This window comes from Bacillus sp. V5-8f (genome assembly GCF_002863565.1).
GTDB lineage: Bacteria > Bacillota > Bacilli > Bacillales > DSM-1321 > Peribacillus.
In genome coordinates, this window is the sequence record NZ_PGUW01000024.1 from 38,083 (window position 1) to 62,647 (window position 24,565).

The 24,565-nt window shown below is 42.5% G+C and carries 26 protein-coding genes and 1 pseudogene; 19 read left to right on the top strand and 8 right to left on the bottom strand.

Annotated features, from left to right (window positions below; genetic code table 11):
• Positions 1-9 precede the first annotated feature (9 nt).
• The 4 genes from CUU64_RS19085 to cysK all read left to right on the top strand — a co-directional run bounded on the left by CUU64_RS19085 (position 10) and on the right by cysK (position 2,201).
• Positions 10-423, top strand: coding sequence for a hypothetical protein (locus CUU64_RS19085; protein ID WP_101635262.1), 414 nt, complete (start codon positions 10-12; stop codon positions 421-423).
• A gap of 155 nt (positions 424-578) precedes the next feature.
• Positions 579-890, top strand: coding sequence for a rhodanese-like domain-containing protein (locus tag CUU64_RS19090; protein WP_101635263.1), 312 nt, complete (start codon positions 579-581; stop codon positions 888-890).
• Positions 891-956: 66 nt separating this feature from the next.
• Positions 957-1,142, top strand: coding sequence for a sporulation protein Cse60 (locus CUU64_RS19095; protein WP_101635264.1), 186 nt, complete (start codon positions 957-959; stop codon positions 1,140-1,142).
• Positions 1,143-1,289: 147 nt separating this feature from the next.
• Positions 1,290-2,201, top strand: a complete 912-nt coding sequence (cysK, locus tag CUU64_RS19100; RefSeq protein ID WP_101635265.1) for a cysteine synthase A — start codon at positions 1,290-1,292, stop codon at positions 2,199-2,201.
• A 180-nt stretch (positions 2,202-2,381) separates the two neighbouring features.
• Here the strand turns inward: cysK and CUU64_RS19105 are convergent, their stop codons facing one another.
• Both CUU64_RS19105 and CUU64_RS19110 read right to left on the bottom strand, forming a co-directional pair.
• Positions 2,382-2,699, bottom strand: coding sequence for a peptidoglycan-binding domain-containing protein (locus tag CUU64_RS19105; protein ID WP_101635266.1), 318 nt, complete (start codon positions 2,697-2,699; stop codon positions 2,382-2,384).
• A 70-nt stretch (positions 2,700-2,769) separates the two neighbouring features.
• Positions 2,770-4,047 carry a BaiN/RdsA family NAD(P)/FAD-dependent oxidoreductase gene (locus CUU64_RS19110; protein ID WP_101635267.1) on the bottom strand — a complete coding sequence of 426 codons (1,278 nt, stop codon included), beginning with the start codon at positions 4,045-4,047 and terminating at the stop codon, positions 2,770-2,772.
• Positions 4,048-4,302: 255 nt separating this feature from the next.
• On the opposite strand from CUU64_RS19110, the gene CUU64_RS19115 reads away from it, so the two are divergent.
• Together CUU64_RS19115 and CUU64_RS19120 are read left to right on the top strand one after the other, a co-directional pair.
• Positions 4,303-5,910 carry a putative polysaccharide biosynthesis protein gene (locus CUU64_RS19115; RefSeq protein ID WP_101635268.1) on the top strand — a complete coding sequence of 536 codons (1,608 nt, stop codon included), beginning with the start codon at positions 4,303-4,305 and terminating at the stop codon, positions 5,908-5,910.
• A gap of 87 nt (positions 5,911-5,997) precedes the next feature.
• Positions 5,998-6,720: a pseudouridine synthase gene (locus tag CUU64_RS19120; RefSeq protein WP_101635269.1), complete on the top strand. Its 723-nt coding sequence runs from the start codon at positions 5,998-6,000 to the stop codon at positions 6,718-6,720.
• A gap of 134 nt (positions 6,721-6,854) precedes the next feature.
• On the opposite strand, the gene CUU64_RS19125 is transcribed toward CUU64_RS19120, so the two are convergent.
• Positions 6,855-7,076, bottom strand: a complete 222-nt coding sequence (locus tag CUU64_RS19125) for a DeoR family transcriptional regulator (RefSeq protein ID WP_101635270.1) — start codon at positions 7,074-7,076, stop codon at positions 6,855-6,857.
• Positions 7,077-7,751: 675 nt separating this feature from the next.
• Between CUU64_RS19125 and CUU64_RS19130 the strand changes: the two genes are divergently transcribed.
• Positions 7,752-8,057 (top strand): HNH endonuclease, encoded by a 306-nt coding sequence (locus CUU64_RS19130; protein WP_101635271.1) that lies wholly within the window; start codon positions 7,752-7,754, stop codon positions 8,055-8,057.
• Positions 8,058-8,147: 90 nt separating this feature from the next.
• Here CUU64_RS19130 and CUU64_RS19135 read toward each other — a convergent pair whose 3' ends face one another.
• Together CUU64_RS19135 and CUU64_RS19140 are read right to left on the bottom strand one after the other, a co-directional pair.
• The gene (locus CUU64_RS19135) at positions 8,148-8,669 is read right to left on the bottom strand and encodes a MerR family transcriptional regulator (protein WP_101635272.1); all 522 of its coding nucleotides are present in this window, start codon (positions 8,667-8,669) and stop codon (positions 8,148-8,150) included.
• Positions 8,670-8,866: 197 nt separating this feature from the next.
• A complete protein-coding gene (locus CUU64_RS19140; protein WP_101635273.1) occupies positions 8,867-9,352 on the bottom strand; it encodes a spore coat protein in 486 nt (161 codons plus the stop codon).
• A gap of 211 nt (positions 9,353-9,563) precedes the next feature.
• Here CUU64_RS19140 and pepV point away from each other — a divergent pair, with 211 nt between their 5' ends.
• The 5 genes from pepV (at position 9,564) to CUU64_RS19165 (ending at position 14,847) form a co-directional block, all read left to right on the top strand.
• Positions 9,564-10,979: a dipeptidase PepV gene (gene pepV / locus CUU64_RS19145; protein WP_101635274.1), complete on the top strand. Its 1,416-nt coding sequence runs from the start codon at positions 9,564-9,566 to the stop codon at positions 10,977-10,979.
• 94 nt (positions 10,980-11,073) lie between these two features.
• Positions 11,074-11,931, top strand: coding sequence for a D-amino-acid transaminase (dat, locus tag CUU64_RS19150; protein ID WP_101635275.1), 858 nt, complete (start codon positions 11,074-11,076; stop codon positions 11,929-11,931).
• Between the two features lie 187 nt (positions 11,932-12,118).
• Complete coding sequence (gene thpR, locus CUU64_RS19155; RefSeq protein ID WP_180954682.1) at positions 12,119-12,682, top strand: RNA 2',3'-cyclic phosphodiesterase; 564 nt, start codon at positions 12,119-12,121, stop codon at positions 12,680-12,682.
• A 71-nt stretch (positions 12,683-12,753) separates the two neighbouring features.
• Entirely contained in the window at positions 12,754-13,749 is a 996-nt protein-coding gene (locus CUU64_RS19160; protein ID WP_101635459.1) for an NERD domain-containing protein, read from the top strand.
• A 315-nt stretch (positions 13,750-14,064) separates the two neighbouring features.
• Positions 14,065-14,847: a phosphotransferase family protein gene (locus CUU64_RS19165; protein WP_101635460.1), complete on the top strand. Its 783-nt coding sequence runs from the start codon at positions 14,065-14,067 to the stop codon at positions 14,845-14,847.
• On the opposite strand, the gene CUU64_RS19170 is transcribed toward CUU64_RS19165, so the two are convergent.
• On the bottom strand, positions 14,848-15,126 hold the full coding sequence (locus CUU64_RS19170; protein WP_101635277.1) for a YtzH-like family protein: 279 nt from the start codon (positions 15,124-15,126) through the stop codon (positions 14,848-14,850).
• Positions 15,127-15,508: 382 nt separating this feature from the next.
• On the opposite strand from CUU64_RS19170, the gene trmB reads away from it, so the two are divergent.
• Both trmB and CUU64_RS19180 read left to right on the top strand, forming a co-directional pair.
• Positions 15,509-16,147, top strand: coding sequence for a tRNA (guanosine(46)-N7)-methyltransferase TrmB (gene trmB, locus CUU64_RS19175; protein ID WP_101635278.1), 639 nt, complete (start codon positions 15,509-15,511; stop codon positions 16,145-16,147).
• A 115-nt stretch (positions 16,148-16,262) separates the two neighbouring features.
• Positions 16,263-17,108 (top strand): YtnP family quorum-quenching lactonase, encoded by an 846-nt coding sequence (locus CUU64_RS19180; protein WP_101635279.1) that lies wholly within the window; start codon positions 16,263-16,265, stop codon positions 17,106-17,108.
• 100 nt (positions 17,109-17,208) lie between these two features.
• Here CUU64_RS19180 and CUU64_RS19185 read toward each other — a convergent pair whose 3' ends face one another.
• Positions 17,209-17,520, bottom strand: coding sequence for a PepSY domain-containing protein (locus tag CUU64_RS19185; RefSeq protein WP_101635280.1), 312 nt, complete (start codon positions 17,518-17,520; stop codon positions 17,209-17,211).
• Between the two features lie 145 nt (positions 17,521-17,665).
• On the opposite strand from CUU64_RS19185, the gene CUU64_RS19190 reads away from it, so the two are divergent.
• Both CUU64_RS19190 and CUU64_RS19195 read left to right on the top strand, forming a co-directional pair.
• Positions 17,666-18,739 carry a M42 family metallopeptidase gene (locus CUU64_RS19190; protein ID WP_101635281.1) on the top strand — a complete coding sequence of 358 codons (1,074 nt, stop codon included), beginning with the start codon at positions 17,666-17,668 and terminating at the stop codon, positions 18,737-18,739.
• 18 nt (positions 18,740-18,757) lie between these two features.
• A complete protein-coding gene (locus tag CUU64_RS19195) occupies positions 18,758-19,288 on the top strand; it encodes a DUF84 family protein (protein WP_101635461.1) in 531 nt (176 codons plus the stop codon).
• Between the two features lie 41 nt (positions 19,289-19,329).
• Here the strand turns inward: CUU64_RS19195 and CUU64_RS19200 are convergent, their stop codons facing one another.
• Positions 19,330-19,776 carry a YtoQ family protein gene (locus CUU64_RS19200; protein ID WP_101635282.1) on the bottom strand — a complete coding sequence of 149 codons (447 nt, stop codon included), beginning with the start codon at positions 19,774-19,776 and terminating at the stop codon, positions 19,330-19,332.
• A gap of 355 nt (positions 19,777-20,131) precedes the next feature.
• Between CUU64_RS19200 and CUU64_RS19205 the strand changes: the two genes are divergently transcribed.
• The 3 genes and pseudogenes from CUU64_RS19205 to CUU64_RS23250 form a co-directional block, all read left to right on the top strand.
• Complete coding sequence (locus tag CUU64_RS19205) at positions 20,132-20,443, top strand: thioredoxin family protein (protein WP_101635283.1); 312 nt, start codon at positions 20,132-20,134, stop codon at positions 20,441-20,443.
• A gap of 150 nt (positions 20,444-20,593) precedes the next feature.
• The gene (locus tag CUU64_RS19210) at positions 20,594-21,394 is read left to right on the top strand and encodes a DUF1444 domain-containing protein (RefSeq protein WP_101635462.1); all 801 of its coding nucleotides are present in this window, start codon (positions 20,594-20,596) and stop codon (positions 21,392-21,394) included.
• A gap of 1,691 nt (positions 21,395-23,085) precedes the next feature.
• Positions 23,086-24,507 (top strand): annotated as a pseudogene (locus tag CUU64_RS23250) (DNA translocase FtsK); the annotation flags it as partial.
• Between the last annotated feature and the right edge of the window lie 58 nt (positions 24,508-24,565).

A 24,565-nucleotide genomic window follows, 5' to 3' on the forward strand; every position in this document is an offset into this window, starting at 1 on the left:
TTGAAGAAGATGGCAATGATTATATTTCTGGTCGTCGCTCTTCTGGTTGCAGCCGGTTTAGTTTCTTTAAATATCAGGGCTGTGTCACACCGTAGCGATAAGTCTGTTCAGCACACAACCCAAGATAACCCAGGGCCGCAGCCTCTTTCTGAAACCTCTGTGATAGCAGCTGATAGAGATGAAACAACAGATGTTCATAGTGAAGAAGACTTTGATGATTCAGGCAAAAAAGGTACTATGGTTGCACAGATGAAAGAGGGCAGCGAGCAGGGGGCCCGGAAAATGAAGGATTCCGATTACCGATTGGCATTAAAAAAAATGCAGGGTACCCCACAGGAAGAATTGGAAGCTGACCATAAACAAGTAATGAATGATGATGATTTTAGAAATACGCTCAAGGAAATTAGCAAAAAACAAAAATAACACAGCGTGCATGAGTTTAATAAGGGGCCCCGGGAAGCGGATAAAACTGCTTTCCGGTCAGCCCCTTTATTTATTTCATGGCGGCTAAAAGTTTGGTTCGCGGCAAGGATATTGGTATAATGAAGGAACGAAATTTATAAGTAAGAGGTGCCGATATGGAAGAGATCAAAACGATTACGCCCGAAGAACTAGAGAAAAAGCTGGAGGCAGGAGAAAAGCTTGAATTAGTTGATGTCCGTGAGGATGAGGAAGTGCGCCATGGCATGATTGAAGGGGCCAAGCATATCCGTATGAGCGAGATTCCTGCCAATCTTGACTACTTTGATAAAGATAAAGAGTATATTTTTATTTGCCGTTCCTCCGGCCGAAGCCATAATGTATGTGAATATATGCACGACCAGGGCTATAAAGTGCGCAATATGGTCGGCGGTATGTTAAATTGGAAGGGCGAAGTAATTGTAAAATAAATTCAGATAAATAGTATATATTTTCTGAAATTTGACAATCCTGCTCTAAAAAAGGCAGGGGAAAGCATGATCCAGGTAAAACTGTTTGATTACGAGCATGAAAAAGATTTAGAGGATGAAATGAACTCCTTTCTTGAAGGAATCCGAGAAAATCAGATTGTGGATATTAAATATAATGTCTCGGCGAGCGTTGAAGAGGAAGATGACCAGATTTACTGTTTTAGCGCCATGGTTATTTATAAAACAAAATAATCTGAAACACTTCAATCTTAATCGGGTTGAAGTGTTTTTTGTTCCGCTAGCATGAAATTTTTATAAAGCGTTCTGATTTGCTAATATTAATATGAAGGTTAAGTTATATATAAAACGGTTCTTAATATATTGGAGGTTTTCTTTCTTATGAAAGTAGTAAATAATATTACAGATTTAATTGGCGGGACGCCTGTTGTCCGTCTAAATAGATTAGTCCCAGAAAATGCGGCTGATGTCTATGTAAAGCTGGAAATGTTCAATCCTTCCGGCAGCGTAAAAGACCGGGCGGCTTTTAACATGATCAAAGCTGCTGAGGAAGAAGGTCTCTTGAAACCGGGTGATACAATCATTGAGCCGACAAGTGGGAATACCGGGATTGGACTGGCGATGAGCGCAGCGGCAAAAGGATACCGGGCGATATTAGTAATGCCAGACAATATGACTAAAGAGAGAATCAATATCTTAAAAGCTTACGGAGCGGAGGTTGTTTTGACTCCCAGCGAACGAAAAATGCCCGGGGCTATTGAAAAAGCTCTTGAGCTGCATAAAGAAATTCCTGGAAGCTTTATTCCGCAGCAGTTTGAAAATAAGGCGAATCCTGACATCCACCGAAAAACGACAGCCATTGAAATTTATGAACAAATGGACGGGCGCCTAGATGCCTTTATCGCCACGGCCGGCACGGGAGGAACCATTACCGGTACGGGGGAAACATTAAAAGAAAAGATTCCAGGTTTATTTATTGCTGTTGCTGAACCTAAAGGATCACCGGTTTTATCAGGAGGAAAACCTGGACCGCATAAACTTGTGGGTACAAGCCCAGGCTTTGTTCCAAACATTTTAAATACAGATGTTTATGACGAGATTATCCAGGTTGCCGATGAAGAGGCTGTTGATACTTTTAAACGCCTGGCAAGCGAGGAAGGGATTTTTGTAGGACCTTCTGCTGGAGCTGCCGTATTTGCGGCAATTGAAATTGCTAAACGTTTAGGAAAAGGAAAAAAAGTTCTATGTATTGCCCCGGATACAGGAGAGCGCTATTTAAGTATGGAACTTTAGAAATTAATGAATGAAATGAAAAAGCCAGCATGAGTTGCATGCTGGTTTCATATTGTTTAAGAGTGATTTTTATAAAGGGCTATGGGAGATAGTTCTCCCACCCTCATTATTCGTTTGCTCAATCATGCAATACCTTATCCAGTTATACCCTTGTTTTTGAGTCGAAAATCCCGTTAGGTGTTAATTCCGGGAACCTTTTGGTGGCACTGTAATTACTGCCGCTTTCGTTTTTGGCCCGAAAACACCATCCACTGCGACACCATATCCGAGCTCATTCAGACCTTTTTGCAACGTAATAACCGCTGTGCCGCGGCTGCCTTCTTTCAGTTTCCCTTCCTCAAATCCATAAGAGTTGATATCTTTCGACAGCGAGGTATGTGTTTTTGGCCCGAAAACACCACAACAGCAGGAACCCCCATAAATAAAACGGATGCGGACAATGCTGCGGAAGCCATTGCTTTCCACTCTTCCATAAACATCTTCCCCTTTCGTCTTCAATCACTTATGAAACGGAAAGAAGGAAAATTTTGTTTCATGTTTTCAAATGTTTTACAAAAAAGTAGCTCTGTCACATTTGGGCTTGATTCTGGCTGTAGATAGCGGCATTTTGTCCGGCGAGGCGTCCGGTAACAAGGGCAGAAGTAATATTATAACCCCCTGTGTATCCATGGATATCCAGTATTTCACCGCAGAAGTACAGCCCCTGCATAAATTTTGAGCTCATTTCCTTTGGATGTATCTCCTTTACTGAAACTCCCCCGCCTGTTACAAACGCTTTTTCCAGCGGCTGGGTTCCATTTACGGTAAATTGGAAGTCTTTGCAAAGCCCTGCAAATGCCCGTAGCTTATCATGGGAGACTGCTCCGCCATTTTCCTGTATGTCTATTCCGCTTCGTTCTAAAAGAAAATGAAGATACCGTTCCGGAAGAAATCCCTTTAAAATGTTTTTCAAAGCTTTCTTAGGTTCGCTTTTCACTTCTTTTAGGATTTCCTGGAACAGATCCTCCTGAGTTTTTTCGGGCAGTGCATCCAGTCTCATTGTTACATGTGTCAGGTTCCACTTTTTCATCGCCTTCACGACAAATTGGCTGCAGCGAAGGACGGCAGGTCCCGATATTCCAAAATGGGTAAAGATCATATCCATTTTATGTGTAATTAATGGTTTGCCTTTTGGGTTTAAAACACTTAAGTTAACATCCCGCAGCGACAGTCCCTGCAATGTTTTTTGCCTAATGAAAGGTTCGTCGCTGAGCAGCGGCACCTCGGTAGGGAACAAGTCGGTGATTGTATGGCCTGCTTTTTTTGCCCAGGCGTATCCATCACCGGTTGATCCGGTATGGGGCACAGACTTTCCTCCAACAGCGATGACAACGGAGGAGGCCTCGAAATACTGCCCGGACTTAAGGAGGACTCCTCCGGTTTTCCCATTTTCATATACCACTTCCGAAACCGGAGAGTTTGTATATACAGTCACTTTTAATTCATTCATCCTTCCTATAAGAGCATCCACGACGCTATGCGCCTTATCGTTGGCGGGGAACATCCGCCCGTGATCCTCTTCTTTTAACGCCACGCCAAGGCGTTCAAAAAAGGAAATAATATCTTCATTATTGAATTCCGAGAATGCGCTGTATAAAAATCGTCCGTTTCCCGGTATATTTTTAATGATTTCATCAATGGTGAGCCGGTTTGTAACATTACATCGCCCGCCTCCTGAAATGGCAAGCTTTCTCCCGAGCTTCTCCCCCTTGTCAATCAGAAGCACCTTTGCCCCTTTTTCTCCGGCCGCTATTGAAGCCATCAACCCGGAAGGCCCGCCCCCGATTACAATTACATCATATTTCATTTAGAATCCCTCATTACTTTCATTTTAAGTCCTTCCATTATAAAACAAGTCGTCAAAAAATAAAAAAGGGGGTTATAAAAAAGCAGATTCATTCAACTCACAAAATCAGCTGATAAGTTATCCAGTGATTTGTTCTTGTTATGAATCTGCTCATTTGCTACACTTCTTGGGAAATGAAAACATGCTCCAATGAGCCGAATTGTGGTAAGATTAAGAGCGTGCGAACTTAACTGAATATAGGCAGGAAGGGATTGTATGTTTTCAAAGCTATTAAAAGGGGCGTTTATATTAACCCTTGGTTCCGTATTATCCAAAGTTCTGGGTTTGTTATATGTAATCCCGTTTGATGCCTTGCTGGGCGAAGATGGGGCAGGACTTTATTCATTTTCGTATATTCCATATACAATCTTTATTAGTTTAGCAACGGCGGGAATGCCTCTTGCCGTTTCAAAAACAGTCTCGAAATATAATGCGATTGAAGAGTATGCCGTTAGTCAACGCCTATTTAGATCAAGCCTGAAGGTGATGATCGTAACCGGTTTTTTGGCATTTTTGGCGATGTATGCTATAGCACCTGGATTGGCGCAACTTGGTACCGATGGTGACATGAAGTTTTCTGCAGAAGAGGTTACAACTGTCATCAGGGCAGTCAGTTTTGCACTGATCCTCGTTCCCGCCATGAGCATTATACGCGGTTTCTTTCAGGGGCATCAGGATATGAAGCCGACAGCTGTATCACAAGTCATCGAACAGTTGGTGCGTATTATTTTCCTTTTAAGCGGTGCCTACGTTGTTTTGAAAATAATGGATGGTGATCTAGTAACAGCAGTCAGTGTCGCAACATTTGCAGCTACAGTAGGTGCAATCGGCGGCTTAGCTGTGCTTTTACTGTATTGGAAAAAACAAAAACCTTATTTAAAAGAGCTTTTGGCAGCTGATAAGGGAACCATGGAAATTTCATTAGTTGAAATATACAAAGAAATTTTTGTTTCATCCATTCCTTTCATTATGGTCGGTATTGCAATGCCACTTTTTCAGTTTGTGGACAACCTAACCTTCAGCAAGGCGATGGCATCCATTGGATTGGAAAAAATCGCGGCCTCAGCTTTTGGAATTTTGAACTTTAATACGCAAAAATTGGTTGTCATCCCAATGACGCTAGCGACTGCTTTTTCGATGGCTCTTTTACCATCCGTTACTGGTGCCTTTGCTGGAGGTAATATGGATTCATTCCGCCGCCAGCTTGACCAGGCCTTCCAAATATTATTATTTATTACGATTCCGGCCGTAATCGGGATGTCCATATTGGCAGGTCCCATTTATACAGCATTTTATGGGCATAATGAACTTGGAGCCGACATCCTGGCGGCTTATGCACCAACTGCGATTCTGTTTGCTTTATTCTCGGTATCGGCTGCCGTTCTGCAAGGAATAAACGAGCAAAAATTTACTGTTTTAAGCCTGCTGGTAGGCTTGTTAATAAAATTAAGCCTGAATATCCCATTGATAAAGCTGTTTGAAACGGCCGGATCCGTATATGCAACTACTCTTGGCTACCTGGCTGCCTGCTTGCTAAACTTGGCATTCATTCACTATTTTACCGGCTACAGCTTTAAGCTTGTTATAAAAAGGGTCATTTTAATGTTCATGTTCGCTGGCGCTATGGCATTGGTGGTATGGGGTATGGAGGCATTGTTGACACATGTGTTAAATCCAAGAGGATGGTGGCAAGCCATTGTAATTTCTGTCATCTGTGCGTTATTCGGTGGAGTCGTGTACGCTCTTCTTTCATTAAAGAGCAAATTGGCCCACAAGCTTTTCGGAAGCCGGATTGAAAGAATTCAAAAAAGATTAAACTTATAAGCTGAAACAGCGCGTTGCGTGCTTTGGAACATATAACAGAAGCCTTGCCTGTAATAAGCGGCAAGGTTTTTTTCTCAGGAGGATTTTATGAGAATCGATAAACTTTTGGCCAATATCGGCTATGGAAGCAGGAAGGAAGTAAAGAAACTACTGAAATCGGGATCGGTTAAAGTAAATGATATGGTAATCAAGGATGCAAAAGAGCATGTAAATCCTGACTCTGACATAGTCACTGTCCATGGTGAGGCGGTTGAATACCGTGAATTTATTTACCTGATGATGAACAAGCCTCAGGGGGTCCTGTCGGCTACAGAAGACAATTATCAAGAGACGGTCATTGATATCCTTGAGCCAGAGGACGCCGTTTTTGATCCATTTCCTGTAGGTAGACTCGATAAAGATACAGAAGGCTTGCTGCTGCTTACCAATGATGGCCAGCTGGCCCATCAGCTGCTTTCTCCGAAGAAACATGTACCGAAAACGTATTTTGCGGTCATTGACGGCGAGGTAACCAATGACGATGTCCTCGCTTTCCGGAATGGAGTCACACTGGATGACGGATATGAGACTATGCCCGCGGAGCTGAAAATCGTTAAATCTGGGATGCGTTCGGACATTGAACTAACCATTACTGAGGGCAAGTTCCACCAGGTAAAGCGGATGTTTGAAGCGGTAGGAAAGAGGGTCGTCTATTTACAGCGCATCAGCATGGGCAGCCTCGTGCTTGATGAAGAATTGGAACTTGGGCAATATCGGGAGTTGACGGATGATGAAATTGCAGAGCTCAAATCCGGATATAACGGAGAATAAAAAAATGAGGCAAATCCGTTTGGAGCGCCTCATTTCAAATATAATTGGACTTTTCAGCCCCTGTCAGGAAGACAGGGGTGTTTCCCATATTGGAAGGTTTTATATTTAAGTGTTACATGCGATGCCTTTTCAGTTTACGAGGAAAGCTTTACCTTTTTGCTGGTAGTTGTCCAAAGACCACGGCTCGGGCTTTTTACTAAGTCATTGTAAGCTAACACATTCAAATCGCGCTGTATCGTCCGAGGAGTGATGCCAAATTCTTGTACAAGCTCCTGAGTAGAAACCGTACCGTTATCGCTGATAAACATATAAACGGATTTAATACGGGTTAACATGCGATTTGTTGAAGGTTTCAAAAAATCACTCCTATTCATTTTTACCTGATTTGATAAAACGAATCGAAACTGCCTACACCATAAAAACCTATGTACTTGCTTTTACCACCCTGGAACTCCTCTAAAACAAACTGAAAATGCCAGCTGCATTTGTTAATATTGTACCCCTTTAACGCGCGAAATTCCAGGATAAAAAACCTGAATTGACAAAAGATTAAAGAAACTTAACGATTTGTTAATGAACCCTTTTTTAACTTAAAAAACATACTGCTGCGCAAAGTGAAACGAAATACAGTCGATGACTATCATGTTTGTTGTTATCTATTTTTATGAAAGATAATTCATTTTATGCAGGGAGACCTATACTGAATCCTAAGCAGGAACTAGCCTTTTCGAGGAGGAATTCTAATTAAGATTAAGATCGGAATTTGTGAAGTTCACCGGAGTTAATAAAGGAGGTGGGTTAATGACATTGCAAAATGTTGTAATGAAACAAGCAGGCACGGTACGAGATAAATTGTTTACGAGGATTTTTGAGGCAGATTTGGAGGAATATACAACTGAGGTAAGCGTTATTGATCTGTAAAAAAGGCTGTTCCGAAGGCAATTAAGGTCCGGAGTCAGACAGTTTTATGGAAAGTCCATTTGGCAAATAACATTCATTTCAACAAATTACGAAGAGAAAGGCGGCCTTACATGAGGGGACAATGCAATCTTTGCAAGCGGGAAAACATAGAACTTACGATTCACCATTTAACGCCCAGGGAAGAGGGAGGATCGCATATGCCGACTGCAATGCTCTGCAAGGCTTGCCACAAGCAAATCCATGCTATCTACTCTAATCGCGAGCTAGCCACCCGGCTAAACACCATTCCACTCTTGTTGGATGATGATGAAATGAAAAAATATATAAAGTGGATCAGAAGGCAGCCAGCGACCAAGGCGGTAAGAACGAAAAAAAGAAGCTGTAAAAAAACAGATATCAAATTTTATCGAATGTAAAACGTAATAATCATCAAAAAGATTAAAGTAATCATTTATAAACCAAATTTGTTCATTGTTATTCCGGATTCTATACATAATGTGATACATCTAAAAGCTGAACAGCATGGATAAAAATCTTTTCTTTTTGGTTTTTTTTAGGGGATTCGCCTGATCAAAAACAAGCAAATCAGCCGTATGGTTTTTCTTTATTTCACCTTGAAGTTTTTCCAGCGCGGCCAATCGTTCATGTAGCATTTTTACTTCTTGTTGCAGTTCTTCGATTTCCCGCCGGTGCTGCAAAAGCTGATACGTTGCGACGCTATCTGCTTTGTTATCCAATCTTTTCTCAAGATCCTCCATTTTGGCGGCTAGACTGTCATTCCCGGATTCGCTGTTGTCAGCGCTCTTTACTTTGCCCTTTCGCAATGTTCCTGCATTGACCTCAATTTCCTGCAGGACCATTCCACTGGTCAGCTGGTCTTTTATGTTCTCTAATAGCTCAATATCTTCTTTTGAAAAAATATAATGGCCTTGATCATTGCGTTCCATATTCAATTCAAGGTGTTTGATCCAACGCTTTATCGTGCTTTGTGACACACCTAACATCTTTGATACAGTGCTTGTATTCATTTTATTTCACCTCAAGATGTACATTCTCCTTTCGCTTTTAGTTTTCCTGTGGAGCTGACAAAACAAGTGTCCCTTCGCCAAACAAAGTGGAATTCGCTGATTTTTCTCCAAAAGTTAGCGACATTTTTCTAAAGAGGGGACAGAACATATGTAAGGGGATGCATAGGAGTCGTTACTCACCATCATCCCCGTATTTGTTACATAAGGGCTCTTTGTGCCAGCACGACATCCGTTTGCAGGATATTGCTTAGGTTGTACGAATCATATAATCCTTTTTCATACATGTAATAGAATATTCGCCCGTGCGCCTTAATTGCGACATTGAGTTGTTTTCTCAATACCTCCCGGAGCATTGGAGTAGCTGTTTCCGTTATGGCAATAGCGTAATTTCTTACGCTTGATTTTGCAAATGCTAGCAAATCCCCTGCGAAAAAACTATCTCCATATTCGCGGTATTGGCTCGATTCACCAGGCTTTGGGGCATATGGATAAAATTGAAGAAGCTCTCGAACACTGGTTTCAAGCTCCTGAATGGTTTGGCGATAGATCCGTTCCAATTGGTCATCGTTAATTTCCTTTAAACTTTTTTTCATTTTCATTAAGCCGATTGAGTTAAATGCCACCAATTCATGCAGCTCAAGTGTTTCGTGCCAGCCGAGTGTTTGCGGATGGGGTTGGTTCATTTTATCAAATCTCCTTTTTCCGTTAAATCCTTCTTAACATATGTAAAGGACAAAAAAATGGAGCCTAACCTATCATCAAAATCAGAGATTGTTTTTTGAAAGATGATGAAATGATAAAATTAAGATGTTTAGAAGGTAACAAAACCGAGAATTCAAAACTCATGTTAAAAATGTAACACAAAAAAATTTAATAGAATGGAGCTGATGATTCGTGACACAGATAAATTGGCAGAAAGAGATTGAAAGCCGGAAGGATGAATTGCTTAAGGATACACAGGCTCTTCTGAAAATAAAAAGTATATTGGACGAGGATAATACGACAGATGATGCGCCACTCGGGCAAGGTGTCAAAGCGGCACTTGATTTCATGCTGCAATTAGGTAAAAAAGATGGTTTTATTATAAAGAATGTTGGCAATGTATCAGGACATTTAGAAATGGGTCAAGGGGAAGAGCTGCTGGGCATCCTTTGCCATGTAGATGTAGTACCTGAAGGCGATGGCTGGAGCTCGGATCCGTTTGCTGCAGAAATCAGGGACGGAAAAATTTATGCGCGTGGTGCTATTGATGATAAAGGACCGACTATGGCAGCTTACTATGCGATGAAAACAGTGAAAGAGCTCGGCCTGCCATTGAACAAACGGGTGCGCATGATTATCGGAACGGATGAGGAGTCGGATTGGAGATGTGTGGAGCGTTACTTTGAAACGGAAGAAATGCCGTCCATTGGATTTGCCCCTGATGCGGATTTCCCAATCATTAATGCCGAGAAAGGAATTTGGGATTTTGCGATTGTACAGAACGGAGAAGGTGATAAGCCTTCAGGTTTTGGAATAGATGTCGCTGAATTTACCTCGGGAAGAAGGGTAAATATGGTTCCGGATTATGCGATTGCCCGCCTGGTTGCAGATGGGAAACAGGAAAATATTTCGCGGCTTTTTAGGTCTTTCCTTCAAAAACACGAGCTGAATGGCAATGCAGCAATAGAAGGAAATCATGTAATCCTTGAGCTTGAAGGAGTTTCTGCACATGGCATGGAGCCCAATAACGGATTGAACGCAGGATTGCATCTGTCAGCCTTTTTATCGGGTCTGGAAATTTCAGGGCATGCAAAGAAATATTTTTCATTCATTCATGATTACTTATTTGGCGATTCCCGCGGGAACAAGCTTGGAATTGCCTACAGTGACGAAATTTCAGGAGATTTAACCTTAAACGCAGGCACTTTAAGCTATTCGCGGGAAAAGGGCGGACGTGTCGGTTTTTCTATGCGATATCCGGTTACATATAAATGGGATGAAGGCAAAGGAGAATTGGAAGGGAAAGTGGAAAGCCTGGGATTTGCAATTGAGAGTCACACTAATTCTGCACCACACTATGTGGAGAGTGGCAGCTTCCTTATACAGACACTGAAAAGGGTTTATGCAGAGGAAACAGGCGAAAGCGCAGAACTGCTCGCAATAGGAGGCGGAACTTACGCAAGATCTCTTGAAGAAGGTGTGGCATTCGGGCCCCTCTTCCCCGGCAAAGAAGATATCGCCCACCAGAAGGATGAATATATAGACATAACTGATATGCTCAAGGCAGCAGCAATATATGCCCGCGCCATATATGAGTTAGCCAAATGATGTAACGTGGAGTTAATACGGGGTCAGTCCCCCGGTGCGGTAACGCGTTGCAGAGCTAGGGGACTGACCCCCTGCAAAAGGGAGAGTGTGTAAAGTGGATAAAATAATTTTCAACGGTAAGATCGTTTTTATGTCTGATGCTCACGTTGATATTGAGGATCGCGGTTATCAATTTGGAGATGGTATATATGAGGTGATCCGTGTATACAATGGCCGGCTGTTTACCGCCAAGGAGCATCTGAATCGTCTCCTGGAAAGCGCTAAAAATATTCACCTTGATATTCCTTTTACTGTTTCCGAAATGGAAGACCAACTACATCAGCTTGTCCAGGAGAATGGGCTTCAATTCGGGACAATATATATGCAATTTACAAGAGGAGTGTCACCGAGGAACCATGCGTTCCCGACGCCAGCCGTTAACCCGGTATATGTTGCCTATGCAAAACCTGTGCTCCATTCGCCGCAACATGCCACCACGGGTGTGAAAACGGTTTTGGCAGAAGATATCCGCTGGCTGCGGTGTGATATTAAAAGCTTGAACCTTCTTGGCAACATACTTGCGAAACAGAAGGCAGCTGATGCAGGATGCTTTGAGGCGATCCAACACCGAGACGGAATCATTACGGAAGGCAGCTCATCGAATGTTTCTATTGTCACGGGTGGTACGATAAAAACACACCCGGCAACAAATATGATTTTGAACGGGATATCAAGACAGGTTATGTTACGGATTTGTAAGGATAATGGAATTCCCTATTCCGAGGAGGCTTTTACCTTGGAAGAGCTTCTGGCCGCAGATGAAGTCTTTTTAACGGGAACGACAATCGAGGTTCTTCCAGTCATTGAAATTGACGGTAAAGCTGTCGGTGAGGGCCAGCCCGGTCCTATAACAAGAAAGCTTCATAAATTCTTCAAGGACCAAGTGGAGAAACAATGCAGGCCCATACAATAGGCTGCCATTAAGAATGAACATATAATCCCTGCTGTCATTAAGGCGGGGATTTTTAGCGATGAACATCTATATCTGTTGGACGTATACAAGAATTGAAATCACGCCACCTGTCAACTTGTATTATGTAAGGAATAAGAGCAGGGGAGATGTTTATCCTAGAATTTATAAGGAAAAGGAGGGTGTACTCATGAACACAAATTATTTTTTTGCCTTGACATTGCCTGACGAAACGAAAGAATATATATATGATATGACTGAGGAAATCAGGACGGACTTCCCTTTCAAAAAATGGCTTCATAAAGCCGATTATCATATTACTCTGGCTTTTCTGGGGAATGCCGTGGACGATATGAGAAAGAAGTCGATGGAGCTCGTAAAGAAGAGCCTATCCGATGAAGGGCCTTTTTCTCTCTCGGTGCACCGGATCGCCACGTTTGGTGAACAGCATAGCCCGAGAATTCTTTGGACAGGTGTAACTGGTGAGGAGAGGCTATTTCAAATCCAGCAGAAGGTTTATGACGCATGCCTTCAGGCTGGATTCTCGTTAGACAAGAAACCATTCAAGCCTCATATCACTATAGCAAGAAAATACATAGGAGACCGGAGCTTTGACCTTGAAGAGCTTCAGGTAAAGGCAGGACGCGATTCGATAGGCCAGCATTCTTTTACTATCTCTACTGTTTCCCTTTACCAAAGCCACTTCGGCGCCTCTCCGTCTTATGAACCGATTTTTACAATACCTTTAGAGTAGCTTGGTCCGTGTTCGTATGGAATCAAACGGCCAAGTATAATATTAATGTTAAAAGACTGGTTGTGATGAACATGGGACAGCTTATTAAATTGCAGGATTATATCTCAAGGTACGAACAGGATTTATATCGATATCCAACGCAATTTGTCCGTCTAAAGAAGCAGCAATGGGAAAAAATAAAGTCAGCCTTCCTGGCCGGGGAATTGGAGCAGTTTTCTTTCCAGGAACCGCCAGGGAGCTTGGAAGAGGAGTGGGGGACGGATACCAAAACCGGGTTATTTGGGAAAGTAAAGGGGATTTTTTCTAGGGGGAGTTCGAAGGATCAAATCTCTGTGAGTGGCATCCAAGATGCTTCTGGCGACGAGGAAAATTTTTTTTCCCTTCAACTTCCTTCTAATGTTGCTAGCCTTGATGAATTAAAACAAATTTACTTGAACCAGTTATTCCGCTTTCAGATGAAATGGGGAAGCTCGACGATGTATGAAAAGTCGTTTGTCGATCAGTCATTCTTCTTGGATGAAAAGCTGCGTTTCTTTTTGCAGCGTTTTCCTGATACGTTTCTATTATTATATAAACCTGTTTTTTTACTGAAAAATGCTCCCGTCGAGGTTGACATCATTCTAATTAGCCCGACTGATGCGTGGTGCATCACCTTCCTTGAAGCTGAAGATGATGCAGTCTTTACGGGGTCCAGCGAAAGGTTCTGGTTGAAGAGGCATCATCAGCACAATGAGAGAAAAGTATTAAACCCGATACTCGCCGTAGAGCGTATGGAGAAGATCGTTAAGCAGCTTTTTTCAATATATGATGTTAACCTGCCAATAAAAAAAGCGATTTTATCCCGCAACGGATTTATTGATTATCCTCTTGTGCCTTATGATTTGACGCTCATTGATAAGCGGGCATTTCCGGAATGGTTCCAAAGAATGCGGAGTCTCTCCTCACCCTTGAAACATCAGCAATTAAGGGCTGCACAGGCTCTGCTTGACTATTGCCAAACCACGTCAAGCAGACGGCTTGAATGGAATGGAGAACAGGATGTGAGCGAGGAAGAAAACAGGTTTTAAGGCGACGTGTAAAAAGGGACAGTGAAACGTAAAATGGACTTATCGGAACTTATCTTAGGTTTTGCAAGTAAAATTGTAGGTTTTTCCTGTTAAGTAATGAATGATACTACTTGACTAAGAAACAGCTTTTCTACTAAAATTCAATAAGATAGCTATTGTATATGCTCAATGGCTGTCTTTTTTATTTTTCATAAAATGCCAAAGGAAAAGGAACTTTGTGCCGAAGCAGTTTGTGCCGTGGCGAAAGTGATTCTGCTTCCTAACCATGGAGCCCCGCGCATTTTTTATCTCGCGAAGAAATTGAAGGTGAACCTTTTGGAACATTTATTCGGTCAGGAGTGGGAAATAGTTCCCGCTGGAGGAGCTACAGGAGAAGCCTTCATTGCCCGCAAGGATAATGAGCAAAAGCTTTTTCTGAAACGGAATACATCGCCTTTCCTGGCTGTATTATCAGCGGAAGGAATCGTGCCTAAGCTGGTATGGACAAAGCGCCTTGAAAATGGAGATGTGATAACGGCGCAGCATTGGCTGAATGGAAGGGAACTCACCCATAATGAGATGAATGGCGGGCAGGTAGCAAAGCTACTGAGGAAAATCCATCAATCCCGGCCATTGCTAACAATGCTGAAAAGATTAGGTAAGTCCCCGTTGCGCCCTGAAAGCATCCTGACACAATTAGAATCCAACCTGGAACGTGAACTTGTCGCCATTCCCGTGGTTTTTCAAGTGATATCCTTTTTGCAAAATAACTTGTTATTAGCGGAATGTGAAGAACTGGTTGTCTGCCATGGCGACGTTAACCATAACAACTGGCTTACTACTGATTCAAATGAGTTATTCCTAATAGATTGGGACGGAGCAATAATTGCCGACCCAGCCATCGATCTCGGGATGCTGCTATATTCCTACATTCCGAAAGAGGAATGGAGGGAGTGGCTTACCCGATATGGAAAGACGCTCGATGCAAGCCTTGAAATGAGAATGAAATGGCATGTGGCTGCCCAGGCGCTTTCCTCGATACAGTGGTATAAAGATAAAAATCGATTAGAGGAAATGGATCGCATTATCAACCAGTTGCCTAATATCCTCGAATTGTGATTAATAAAAGCGGCCAATCTCATCAACCCACTGGTTCAAGTCGGTTTGGTGAGATGTGATATGTGCTTGCAAATCAGTTGAATTGACTCCGTCTTGGCTGTAACGGTATATTTCTTCCAATATAACCCGGATGTTGTCGTTTATGTTTGTATTCACCATTAAGGATTTTACAAGCCGTTCCACTTGCTCGCATTCGGACACCGAACCGCAGCAATCGCTTTGTTGGTTGTATAAAATATCCTTTAATAAATAAATCTGGTTTTCATGAGAAAGCGGCATTTTGTCTCGACCTTTCTTAATTAATAGGATTATGTCTTTTATGTTGTGACTTGTGAAGACATTTAATACGTGAGAATGCGCGGAAACCGTCAGCACATTTTAGCTGCGGTTTTTTCGTTATTAGGAGTATGTATGTTTTACACAAGTACAGATACCTATCTAAGAATTATGAGCATACTCCAGAGTGTCGTGCTTTTATTCCGGTAGAGATCAACCTTGACAAAGGATATCTGTGCCAATGAAAAGAAGAGGGTTATTTGCGTATTGATTTATTACACGCCCTCCACTTTTTTATGTGCGAATGTCCTCGGCGCACCTTGCAGAAATCCGGCTAGTCATGGTATGGTTTGGAAAGTATATAAGATATAGAGGTGTGTAATTAATGCGTTTACGAAACAAGCCCTGGGCTGAAGAAAAACTGGCTGCCTATCCACAGTATGTCGTCCAGCAGCCTGAGAGCCATAAAGGGAAATGGCGGGAACTATTTGGGAATGACCATCCGATTTATATAGAAGTAGGGACTGGAAAAGGCCGCTTTATTACTGAAATGGCAAAGCAAAATCCTGATGTTAATTTTATTGGCATTGAGTTGGCGAAAAGTGTGATTGTTTCTGCGTTGGATCGGCTGATTGAAGCCGAAATACCGAATTTGAAACTCATGAACGTTAATGCCAATGATTTGCGTGAATATTTTGCAAAGGGCGATGTGAACCGTATATATTTAAACTTCTCGGATCCATGGCCAAAAAAACGACACGAAAAACGCCGTCTGACATATGAAACCTTTTTACAGGTATACGAAGATATCCTTCCTGAAAAAGGAGAAATCCATTTTAAAACGGATAATCAGGGTTTATTCGAATCTTCGTTGATGAGCGTTTCCCGTTACGGTATGCTGCTTACTTTTGTAAGCCTTGATTTACACAACAGCGATTTTCAAGGCAATATCATGACAGAGTACGAAGAGCGTTTCTCACAAAAAGGAAAAAGAATTTACAGGCTGGAAGCACAATTTCGTTAGAATATTGGACAATATGCGATCCTTTGATAGGATCGTTTTTTTTGTTTACAATATGTTCATACTATTTAAATTTTGCGACAATCACGTTACACTTAAATTAATTAGGAGGGAGATTATGGAATCCTTAAATGCTGGAGAAATCAAACTGACTTGGCTCAATGGCGGGGTTATCCATTTAGATGGGGGAGCCATGTTTGGAGTTGTACCGAAGCCACTTTGGTCAAAAAAATATCCCTGTAATGACAATAATCAAATACAATTGCGAACAGACCCAGTTTTAGTGCAAGCGGACGGTTTGAATTTGCTAATCGAAACAGGAATCGGCAATGGGAAATTCGATGAAAAACAGCTTAGGAACTATGGAGTTACAAAAGAATCCAGTGTGGAAGAAAACCTGCTTGAATTTGGGCTTTCAACGGATGATATTGATTATATCCTTATGACACACATGCATTTCGACCATGCTTCCGGTTTGACAAAACGTGTGGGCGGCCAGTGGAAGCCGGCCTTTGAAAATGCAAAAATTATCACGTCACAGATAGAATGGGACGAGGTGCAAAGCCCTAATATCCGCTCCCGTAATACCTACTGGAAAGAAAACTGGGAAGCGGTCGCCCACCTTGTTCGTCCGTTTGAAGGGGAAAAGGAAATCCTTGATGGAATAAAGATGATACATACCGGTGGACATAGTAACGGGCATTCTATTATTGTGATGGAAAATGGAGAGGAATGCATCATCCACATGGCCGATATCATGCCTACGCATGCCCATGCCAATGTGCTCTGGGTACTAGCCTTTGACGATTATCCAATGGATTCAATTTCTCAAAAACAAAAATGGATGGCAAACGGTTTGGAACGGGAAGCCTGGTACACCTTCTATCATGACGATTATTATCGTGCAATAAAATGGGATAAGAGTGGAAAACGGGTACTGGAAGAAGTCAAAAGGAAAGGATGATTAGGCTGGTTTTTCTTAACCAGCCTGTACAATGTTTTAAATATTGCGTTTGAATACCGCGGAAATCTTTCAACCGGCAAGTTATTCGGAGGCAAAATAATCATTTTTGAGTCAATTCAAGAATCGTCCCAGTGGAGGCATCAGCCACGAATTCAAACTGCTCCCGTTTGCCATCCAATTGACGGGTAATACCGCCCTTATATACCTTGTATTCCAGATTGAATTTTTCATAATTTTCAGGAGTCATGACGATCCAAGACCCGTAAATCTTTCCATCTTTTTTAACCGCAGATTTTACGTTTTCCAGCACTCTTTCAGGAGAAGGGCTGCCGGTCTCATCAATTATTTGTTTTGCAGCATACCCGGCGGCAAATCCGACGGCTGCTCCTAATAGCAAGGCTCTCCAGTTCATTTTAGTCCCCTCCAAAAAAGGTAATTGAATGTTTCTCTATAGTATACAATATAAATCGGTGAAGAAATGCGCAAGTGGAAGCCCGTGACAATATTCTGTAAAATAGGGGTATACATAAATCAAATTAAAATGAAGGGGTAGAGATATGGATCAGGAAACATTACATTTGTTCAAAACATTGACGGAATTGCCAGGAACTTCTGGAAATGAACATGCCGTAAGAAAATTTATGCGTTCTGAATTGGAAAAGTATTCGGATGAAATCGTACAGGATAAACTAGGAGGCGTTTTCGGGGTAAAAAAGGGTGATGTGAGCGGACCACGAATTCTCGTTGCTGGACATATGGATGAAGTAGGGTTTATGGTGACTTCCATTACGGAAAATGGAATGATTCGCTTCCAGCCTCTTGGCGGCTGGTGGAGCCAGGTGCTGCTGGCACAACGTGTACAGATTATTACAGATAACGGTCCGATTATCGGTGTAGTTGGATCGATTCCGCCTCATTTGCTTGACGAGAAGCTCCGTTCCAAGCCTATGGAAATGAAAAATATGCTGATAGATATTGGGGCGGATGATCGGGAAGATGTGAAGAAGATAGGTGTTAAGCCTGGGCAGCAAATTGTGCCTATCTGTCCATTCACCCCTCTTGCAAATGAGAAGAAGATCCTTGCAAAAGCATGGGATAACCGATATGGCTGCGGCCTTGCGATTCAATTGTTAAAGGATTTAAAAGATGACACGCTGCCAAACATTTTATTTTCGGGAGCGACGGTGCAGGAGGAAGTAGGGCTAAGAGGGGCGCAAACAGCCGCTTCCATGATCAAGCCGGATATATTCTTTGCTTTGGACGCAAGCCCTGCAAATGATATGTCGGGTAGTAAATCAGAATTCGGGCAGTTAGGCAAGGGGGCTTTATTGCGGATTTTTGACCGTTCCATGGTTACTCATAAAGGAATGCGTGAATTTATCTTGGATACAGCTGAATCCAATAAAATTCCTTACCAGTATTATGTTTCTCAGGGCGGGACAGATGCTGGAAAGGTGCATATTGCAAATGAAGGTGTGCCGAGCGCTGTGGTCGGAATCTGTTCCCGATATATCCATACTCATGCTTCTATGATCCATGTCGATGATTATGCGGCAGCGCGTGAGCTTATTGGAAAGTTAGTCCGAGCCTGTGATAAAAGTACAGTCGAAAGCATCAAGAATAACGGGTAATGGGGCGGTTAATTTATGATAACAGTGGCAGTAGGGAGCAGTAACCCCGCGAAGGTTCAGGCTGTGAGGAAAGCTTATGGAGAGACTGCGGAAATTATTCAAATACACGCCTTATCCGGCGTTTCTGACCAGCCCTTCTCGGATGAAGAGACCATAGAGGGAGCGTCTAACCGGGCCAGGAATTGTCTAAGACAGAGCGATGCGGATATCGGCATCGGGCTAGAGGGCGGAGTTGTACAAACAAAATATGGCATGTTTCTCTGCAATTGGGGCGCTCTAGCTGACCGGGAAGGCAATCTCTTTATTGCTGGCGGTGCTAGGGTCCCTTTACCTGACCAAATCGCAGAAAGACTCATTTTAGGTGAGGAATTGGGCCCTGTAATGGATGAGTATACAAAAAAGAAAGGCATCAGGAAAAAAGAAGGGGCCATTGGCGTTTTTACCAATGAACGAATCACCAGGACTGGCATGTTCAGTCATATAATGAAAATGCTGATCGGTCAAATTGAATATAAAAATATGAAAAACAAGCAGCAATCTTGCCCTTAATGAGAAAAATCCTTGCCAGGTTTTAGCTGGCAAGGATTTTTTTATTCAATGTCAAAAACATAGGAGAGAACCTTCAGGGCCTGGTTTACGGACTCAACAGTTAAATTCGCTTTGGCCGAGAGTTCCTTTAACGGATGGTGAAGGGCCTCCGGTCTAATCAGTATGAGCGGTTTTCCTAGAGTGAGTGCTGCACTTGCATCCATGGCAGTATTCCATTGTTTGTATTTTTCCCCGAACAAAGCAATGACTAGATCTGCTTTCTTCATAAGCAGCTCTGTGCGGAGATTATTAATCTGCGATGCAGCGGCGTCTTTTAAAATACTTGTTGGCTGCGTCCCGAGAATTTCTTCCCCTATATTATCAGAGCGTTCATGATCTTCCATCGGACCGACAAAATTCAACGGAAGCTGCAACGCTTGTGCCTTTTCCTTCAACTCATGTCTCCAATTGCTATGAATCTCGCCTGCCAAATAAACTGTCATTTCCATATTTTCTCCTCCAGACTCATTTTTTCACAAATAAAGTTTCAGCTGATTCATAAAGATGTCCTTGAAGATAAGTGTAACATGACTAATATGGACATGTGTAATCAAGGTTGCATATTATTGGTATGCTGTCTTTTTGTTTGGTAATATCAAAATAAATCATTTGGCATAGATTGCGACATTGGCTGGCTAAATATATTTTGAGCTTTGAGACAAAGTTACCTGAATTTCCGCAATAATAATCTGGATTTTGGACAGATTTTTCTCCTGTTGGCTAAATAACTCTAATTTTGGACAGATTATCACTAGTCTTTGGAGAGATGATTGCAGAAATTTAATAGGGAAGGGAGAAAAAAGAATGAAACATTTAGAAACCATAGAACAATATGATGAACTAAAAAACGCTGGGAAACATATCTTTCTATTTTCTGCGGATTGGTGCCCTGATTGCAGGGTGATTGAACCTGTCCTTCCGGAAATTGAACAAAACCATCCGGATTTTACTTTTGTTTATGTAGACCGTGACAAATTCATTGATGTGTGTGCCGCCAATGACGTTTATGGCATCCCGAGCTTCATAGCGTATCAAGATGGGAAAGAATTAGGCCGTTTCGTCAGCAAAGACCGCAAAACACAGCAGGAAATCGAGGATTTCATCAACTCTTTATAATTGGCTTTCTCCCCCGTCCGCGTATGGGGGCGATTTATTTTTTTATACTAAAAACGAAGTATAACTTTTCCAATGGCGCAGGTACCAGTTAACGGTTAGCCTAGCTTATGCCGGGCACGATTGGTGTAAAAGGAGGGAAATCATTTGAAAATGGACGGTAGAAAAATGAAGGATCTTCTTCAGGAGCGACTTCAATCAAACGATCGGACATTTACGTTTGACAGCAAAAAAGATGTGCTCAGAATTGAAAATACAACGACTGGTAAAGGGATAACCATCGAATTGCCTGGTATTATCGCAAAATGGGAAACAATTAAGGAAAAAGCAGTAGACGAGGTTGTTTATTATGTGGAAGAAGCCCTCAACGTCATGGGAGAAGAACATACACTTGCAGGCCGTGAAAAAAATATTTATCCGGTAATTAGGTCTACATCTTTTCCACAAGAGGCGACTGAAGGGAATCGTTTTCTTTTTGATGATCATACAGCCGAGACGAGGATTTATTATGCATTAGACCTTGGAAACACTTACCGGTTGATAGATGAAGGCCTGCTCGCGAAAGAAAGTTGGGACGCTGAACAGATCCGTCAGATAGCCCGGTTCAACGTACGTTCTCTTCCAACTCCGGTAAAATCGGATACCGTTGCCGGAAATACTTTTTATTTCTTGAATACTAACGATGGATACGATGCGAGCAGAATCTTGAATGAGTCCTGGTTAAAAGAGATGAAAGGCAAAATGAACGGAACCATGGCCATCGCGATCCCTCACCAGGATGTAATCATTATCGCTGATGTGGAAAATGACACTGGTTATGATGTCTTGGCCCAAATGGCGATGAGTTTCTTCGCGAGCGGGCATGTCCCAATCACGGCGTTATCCTTCCTTTATGAAGAAGAAGGGTTGGAACCAGTCTTTATTCTGGGGAAAAATAAAAAACGAAGCGAGTAAAGGCTAAGAAACTTAATTATTTTGGGTTAGTAAAAAAGCAGCAAGGATGGGTCTTTTCCGCAAAATCGGAATCCCATCCTTTTTTATTTTGACGCTATTTGCCTTTTATTTTCCCATGATTGGCCAATCATTCCTCATATTGTACCAATCTACACAATTTTGCTCGATATTTTAAGAATTACTGTTAAAATGGTAAGGTGAAAACTGGCTGCAAGTCATCCAGCTATAAGTCCGATCAATGGAAAGAGTGATAATGATTGAAGTGGTTTAAGAAAATAAAGAAATGGTTTCAGGATGAAGAAATTATTGAAATAGAAGAAATCATCGTCGACGAGCCCATTGATAAAGAAACTTTGAAAAAAATAGACATCACAAAGCTGAAAGAGGAAACCAAACCAAACAGGCAGCAAAGGACTATAAACATAGCAGGAACCAATGATCCTGATACAAAGGTGTTATATCAATATCCGAAAGGGCGTTTTAAATTTCCTGTCATCCCGGATGAAAACCTTTCGCGGAAAAAAAGAAATAGTCATGAGCCCGTACGGAATTCAAACAAGAAACAAGGAGTCCGAAAAGAAAAATCAGAAGGCGAAAAGCCCAATGGTTTAGCCGACAAGCCAAAGAGCAGCAAACCAAAAAAAATAGAACCTTCCAACGTACCATTTCGGCCAACGGAAATCCCTTCTCCAATATATGGATTCAAGCAGCGGCCGGATAAGCAGCTGGATAAGCAAGCCCCGGATACAGATGATACAGTAGAATTTGAGCTTGAAAGTAAGCCGGCACAACAGCTAAAAACTAAAAACTTCCCGGATGATATTCCTGCCATCTACCGTAAAGGTGAAACGGAAAGCGACAAAGAGAAGCAGGACGGCACGGGCTATACCCTTCATGGGTCCGATACAAGCTTTGAAATAGAAGCTGCTGAGCAAACAAGTGAAGATAAACATACTGCAATATCTGAAATTGCAGTATCATCACAAGCCAATGTTATTATTGGGCAAAACGGACAAGACCATGAAGAAGCAAGTCTGGAAATGAGTGTACCTCTTATGGGAAATAAACAGGACGACGAAAGGCATAACGACGCGGAAGTCCTTGAAGTGCTCTCCACCCCTAGTGGTGAAGAGAGCGTTCCTGAGGAGATACAAGCTATGGAAGAGTTTGAGGAGGAATCAATTCGCCCTGAATTGAAGCCAGAGGCTATTAACGTACAAGACCTTCCTGCCGTACAAGTCGTGGAAGAGGTTCAAGAAGAAGTATTGAAGGAGGAACCCGAAGCACCTCCAACCACGTCCCAGAAGAAACACATTCCATTCAATGTCGTGATGACAAAGCAGGACAGGGACCGATTCCAGCAAAAGAGAAAGGAAAGCACATTTCTAAACATAGAGGGTTCAAACGACAAGAATTTTGAGGAATATGAGATAACTAAAAAACAAGCTAAGCCTGAGCCGATTGAGATTGAAAAAACTGTCGAGGCAGAGCCAATTGAGATGGTGAAAAAAACTGTCGAGGCAGAGCCAATTGAGATTGAAAAAGCTACCGATCCTGATCCAATTCAGCTTGGGCAAAAAGGGGCTGATTCAGAATCATTCCTTCTTCAGAAAAAAGTGATCGAAGCGGGGGCAATGCAATTTGAAGAAAAAGCTGCAGCTGCTGATGAGCAGGATAGAGACCTGCCATATTATGCTTTTCCGTCAATCGATTTATTGTCACCACCTGCGCATGCGGAGAGCGACCAGGAATGGCTGCAGGACCAGGCAACGCTATTAAATGATACGCTAAAGAATTTCAATGTGAGGGCCCATGTTGTGAATGTAACTCAGGGACCGGCGGTTACACGATTTGAGGTGCAGCCAGAACCTGGTGTAAAGGTAAATAAGATTACTAATTTAACAGATGATATCAAACTAAGCCTTGCTGCACAGGATATTCGTATGGAAGCGCCCATCCCGGGTAAACATACGATCGGTATTGAAATCCCGAATCGCAAAAGTAAGCCGGTATTTTTACGGGAGGTGCTCGAAAGCGATGCCTTCCAACAAGACGGGTCACCATTAACGGTAGCGCTCGGGCTGGATATCTCAGGACAGCCGATGCTGACGGATTTGAAGAAAATGCCTCACGGTTTGATCGCAGGTGCCACAGGATCGGGTAAAAGTGTGTGCATCAATACGATGCTAGTCAGCCTGTTGTATAAGGCAACGCCGCAGGAATTAAAGCTGCTTCTAATCGATCCGAAAATGGTAGAGCTTGCCCCCTATAACCGGATTCCACATTTGGTAAGCCCGGTTATTACGGACGTGAAGGCAGCCACTGCAGCTTTAAAATGGGCCGTTGAAGAGATGGAACGCCGGTATGAATTATTCGCCCATACAGGTGTACGGGATATTGGCCGTTTTAATCAATTGGCTGACAGAGCCGGCCAACATGCTGATAAGTTGCCTTATATTGTCGTGGTCATCGATGAGTTGGCCGATTTGATGATGATGTCCCCAGCGGATGTGGAAGAAGCGATTTGCCGGATTGCGCAGAAAGCGCGCGCATGTGGAATCCATCTTATTGTCGCCACCCAGCGGCCGTCAGTAGATGTTATTACGGGACTGATTAAGGCCAATATCCCGACAAGGATTGCTTTTTCTGTTTCTTCTCAAGTGGATTCCCGTACAATTCTTGACGCAAGCGGCGCCGAAAAGTTGCTTGGTAAAGGTGATATGCTGTTTGCTGAAAATGGTTCGTCAAAAACGGTACGTCTTCAGGGAACCTTTGTCTCTGATGACGAGATTGAGCAAGTGGTGGGCCATGTAAAACAAGAGCAAGAGCCGAACTATTTGTTTGAGCAGGATGAACTTTTAAGCAGGGCGCAGGTTATCGAAGAAACGGATGAATTGTTTTATGAGGCTTGCGAATTTGCGGTGAACCAAAACGGGGCGTCTGCATCAAGCCTTCAAAGAAGGTTCCATATAGGCTATAACAGGGCTGCGAGATTGATTGAGATGATGGAGCGGCAAGGAATCCTGTCCGAATCAAGAGGTAGTAAACCCCGGGATGTGTTAATATCTGTAGAGGAGCTTGAATACATTCTTGAATCGAATGGCGGAAATTAACGCTTTTATTCTACCTGCAATGGTTTAAGATAATAGTATTATTCAATATTTTCTAGGA

Coding starts and splice junctions, on each gene's coding strand:
- thpR (WP_180954682.1), top strand. CDS start 12,119: ATGAACACAAATTATTTTTTTGCCTTGACATTGCCTGACGAAACGAAA.
- CUU64_RS19120 (WP_101635269.1), top strand. CDS start 5,998: ATGAGAATCGATAAACTTTTGGCCAATATCGGCTATGGAAGCAGGAAG.
- CUU64_RS19130 (WP_101635271.1), top strand. CDS start 7,752: ATGAGGGGACAATGCAATCTTTGCAAGCGGGAAAACATAGAACTTACG.
- CUU64_RS19115 (WP_101635268.1), top strand. CDS start 4,303: ATGTTTTCAAAGCTATTAAAAGGGGCGTTTATATTAACCCTTGGTTCC.
- CUU64_RS19140 (WP_101635273.1), bottom strand. CDS start 9,352: ATGAACCAACCCCATCCGCAAACACTCGGCTGGCACGAAACACTTGAG.
- CUU64_RS19110 (WP_101635267.1), bottom strand. CDS start 4,047: ATGAAATATGATGTAATTGTAATCGGGGGCGGGCCTTCCGGGTTGATG.
- CUU64_RS19135 (WP_101635272.1), bottom strand. CDS start 8,669: ATGAATACAAGCACTGTATCAAAGATGTTAGGTGTGTCACAAAGCACG.
- CUU64_RS19170 (WP_101635277.1), bottom strand. CDS start 15,126: ATGCCGCTTTCTCATGAAAACCAGATTTATTTATTAAAGGATATTTTA.
- CUU64_RS19090 (WP_101635263.1), top strand. CDS start 579: ATGGAAGAGATCAAAACGATTACGCCCGAAGAACTAGAGAAAAAGCTG.
- CUU64_RS19190 (WP_101635281.1), top strand. CDS start 17,666: ATGGATCAGGAAACATTACATTTGTTCAAAACATTGACGGAATTGCCA.
- CUU64_RS19085 (WP_101635262.1), top strand. CDS start 10: ATGGCAATGATTATATTTCTGGTCGTCGCTCTTCTGGTTGCAGCCGGT.
- CUU64_RS19210 (WP_101635462.1), top strand. CDS start 20,594: ATGGACGGTAGAAAAATGAAGGATCTTCTTCAGGAGCGACTTCAATCA.
- CUU64_RS19205 (WP_101635283.1), top strand. CDS start 20,132: ATGAAACATTTAGAAACCATAGAACAATATGATGAACTAAAAAACGCT.
- CUU64_RS19160 (WP_101635459.1), top strand. CDS start 12,754: ATGGGACAGCTTATTAAATTGCAGGATTATATCTCAAGGTACGAACAG.
- CUU64_RS19180 (WP_101635279.1), top strand. CDS start 16,263: ATGGAATCCTTAAATGCTGGAGAAATCAAACTGACTTGGCTCAATGGC.
- CUU64_RS19200 (WP_101635282.1), bottom strand. CDS start 19,776: ATGGAAATGACAGTTTATTTGGCAGGCGAGATTCATAGCAATTGGAGA.
- CUU64_RS19095 (WP_101635264.1), top strand. CDS start 957: ATGATCCAGGTAAAACTGTTTGATTACGAGCATGAAAAAGATTTAGAG.
- cysK (WP_101635265.1), top strand. CDS start 1,290: ATGAAAGTAGTAAATAATATTACAGATTTAATTGGCGGGACGCCTGTT.
- CUU64_RS19185 (WP_101635280.1), bottom strand. CDS start 17,520: ATGAACTGGAGAGCCTTGCTATTAGGAGCAGCCGTCGGATTTGCCGCC.
- trmB (WP_101635278.1), top strand. CDS start 15,509: ATGCGTTTACGAAACAAGCCCTGGGCTGAAGAAAAACTGGCTGCCTAT.